This window comes from Roseomonas sp. KE2513 (assembly GCF_016107305.1).
Classification (GTDB): domain Bacteria; phylum Pseudomonadota; class Alphaproteobacteria; order Acetobacterales; family Acetobacteraceae; genus Roseomonas.
Genome location: NZ_RCVR01000117.1, coordinates 1 through 2,308 on the forward strand (window position 1 = coordinate 1; position 2,308 = coordinate 2,308).

General features: G+C 67.5%; 4 protein-coding genes. All 4 read right to left on the reverse strand.

Annotation, left to right across the window (positions count from 1 at the left end; genetic code table 11):
• Nucleotides 1-378: signal peptidase II (gene lspA, locus D9599_RS30440; protein WP_198385084.1), on the reverse strand; the 378-nt coding region annotated here is incomplete at its 3' end.
• Nucleotides 379-579: 201 nt separating this feature from the next.
• Nucleotides 580-1,080, reverse strand: coding sequence for a signal peptidase II (gene lspA / locus D9599_RS30445; RefSeq protein ID WP_198385085.1), 501 nt, complete (start codon nt 1,078-1,080; stop codon nt 580-582).
• Nucleotides 1,080-1,454 (reverse strand): hypothetical protein, encoded by a 375-nt coding sequence (locus tag D9599_RS30450; protein ID WP_198385086.1) that lies wholly within the window; start codon nt 1,452-1,454, stop codon nt 1,080-1,082. Before D9599_RS30450 ends, lspA (D9599_RS30445) begins: the two co-directional genes overlap by 1 nt.
• Nucleotides 1,451-2,308 (reverse strand): apolipoprotein N-acyltransferase (lnt, locus tag D9599_RS30455; RefSeq protein WP_198385087.1); only part of this gene is annotated, 858 nt, incomplete at its 5' end. The genes lnt and D9599_RS30450, both read right to left, overlap by 4 nt.

A 2,308-nucleotide genomic window follows, 5' to 3' on the forward strand; every position in this document is an offset into this window, starting at 1 on the left:
GAAGTCCGTTACCGCGCCGTGCCGCAGTCGGTCGACGACGTTGCCTAAAGCACCACCGACGATGAACCCGACCGAAGCCGCCATCTCCGGGCGCCGGTCGCTTGTCGTCCAGACGACGAGGCCCGCAACGACGGTGAGCTCCAGGGAGGACAGGAGCCAGGGCGTCGCGTGGTGATCCGCCGAAAGCAGGCCGAAGCTGACGCCCCGGTTCCATCCCAGCACCAGGTTGAAGAACGGGGTGACAGGGATGACGCGGGGTGGATCCATGAGATGGGTCAGCACCCACCACTTCGTCGCCTGGTCCAGCGCGAAGGCCAGTACGGCCGTCGCCGTAGCCCAACTCCGGGCGAGACGCGCCTTGGATACTTCCTCGGCCATGCGCCATTCTCTTGAAAAGATATCCGAGCAGGTGCAGGGCGTTCAGCGTTCCCAGGACGATCGCCCTTAGGCCAAGGGCGACGGCCCCATTCTGGTAGATGTCGGCCAGGGTGACGCGCGAGATTCCAATGGGGGCGGCCACGTTCACGACGCGGCTGTTCAGCAGCGCGGCGTGAGCTCGCAGTAGTGGCACGGCATATCTCATTGCGAGGACCGATTCTGGTGTGCCGGTGACGGCATCGGCCGCAGAAAGCCGATCATGAGGATGGCGACGCCGCATACAATCGCGACGTCCGCCATGTTGAAGGTTGGCCAATGCCAGCCACTGTAGTGCGCATCAATGAAGTCCGTCACCTTGCCCTGCCGGATCCGGTCGAGAACGTTGCCCAATGCGCCGCCTACGATGAGGCCAAGCGCGAGGATCTCGGCGCGTGACACGCTCTTCCACATCCAGGCCATCAGCCAGCCGCACACGGCGAGGCCAAGCGCGGAAAGGGCCCATGCCGAGGAGGTCCCGCCGCCCGCGAACATCCCAAAGGTCACGCCAGTGTTGAAGCCGAGGCGCAGGTTGAGGACGGGTAGGATATAGATGCCCTCGGTATAGGGGGGCCACAAGGAAAACAGGGCCCAAGCCTTCGTCGCTTGGTCTACCGCAAAGGCGGCCAGCGCCGCAGGAAATCCAAATTTGAGTGCAGCGCGCATCAGCCGAGCCTCGCGAGGAAGGGGAAGGCGTTGACCATCCAGCCCGCGACGGCGGACGTCTCACCGGTCATCATCAGCACCCCTATGGTCGGCATGACGACGCCCGACGCGACCTGGAGGGTGCGGCCGGCGTGCGAGAAGCGGCGGAGCGCCGCGGCGGCCTGCGGGAAATAGAAGGCGATGAGGAAGACCAGCATCCCCGAATAGAGGGCATAGGCCGAGAGCAGCGGCACACCGGCCCAGTCGCCCCTCCCCGTGCTGCACGCCCAGGCGGCCCAGCCCGGGACGAGGGGGAGGACGCAGGGCGAAAGGAAGGACACGAAGCCGCCTGTGAAGGCGAGGAGGAGATCGAAGAGGGAGACATCGAAGGTCATGCGGGCGACCTCACGACCTTGCGGCGGCGGAACCAAGAGACGACGAGGAGCATGGCGACGGCGACGCCAAAGGGCAGGTCGCCCAGCCAGCTGTAGTGAGTACCCCCCGGTACGGCGGCGGGGAGCGCCGCGTCGAGCACACCTCGCGTGCCCAGCCCGAGCGACGCTCGCACCCGCCCGTAGCCGTCCGTCACGAGCGACACCCCGCCGTTCGCCGCACGCACTAGGGGGAGGCCGAGTTCGACGGCGCGGAACCGGGCCGCGAGCGCGTGCTGGTAAGGACCCCAGGACGTGCCGAACCAAGCGTCGTTCGTTACGGTGAGGATCCATCCGAGTTCGCGGCCCTCCGGAAGTGCGCCGGGGAAGATCGCCTCGTAGCAGATCAGCGGCCACGCGTTCGGCAGCCCAGGCACAGGCAGCGGATGTCGCGGCGGGCCCGGCTCAAAGTCGGTGGACCCCACTGTCAGCTTCGGCACCGCCGAGAGGAGGCTCCGCAGCGGCACATATTCCCCGAACGGCACGAGGCGGATCTTGTCATAGGCCGCGACCACCTCCCCGGTCCTGTCCAACACGAGGAGGGCATTGCGGAGCGACAGGCCCCCCGCACCGTCGGGAACGCGGCGGACGGCACCGGTGAGGAGCGCGCCGCCAGGCGGCAGGGCAGCAGCTATAGCCTCTCGCACCTCTGGCTGCTCCGTGACGAGGTAGGGCACAGCGGTCTCCGGCCAGATGACATGCGACGGCGCGGCACCGTCCGCGGCGGGCGCGCCCGTCATCGCGAGGAGGCGGGCAAAGATGCGCTCGCGCTCCTCCGGCGCCCATTTGAGGGACTGAGCGACGTCGGGCTGGACCAG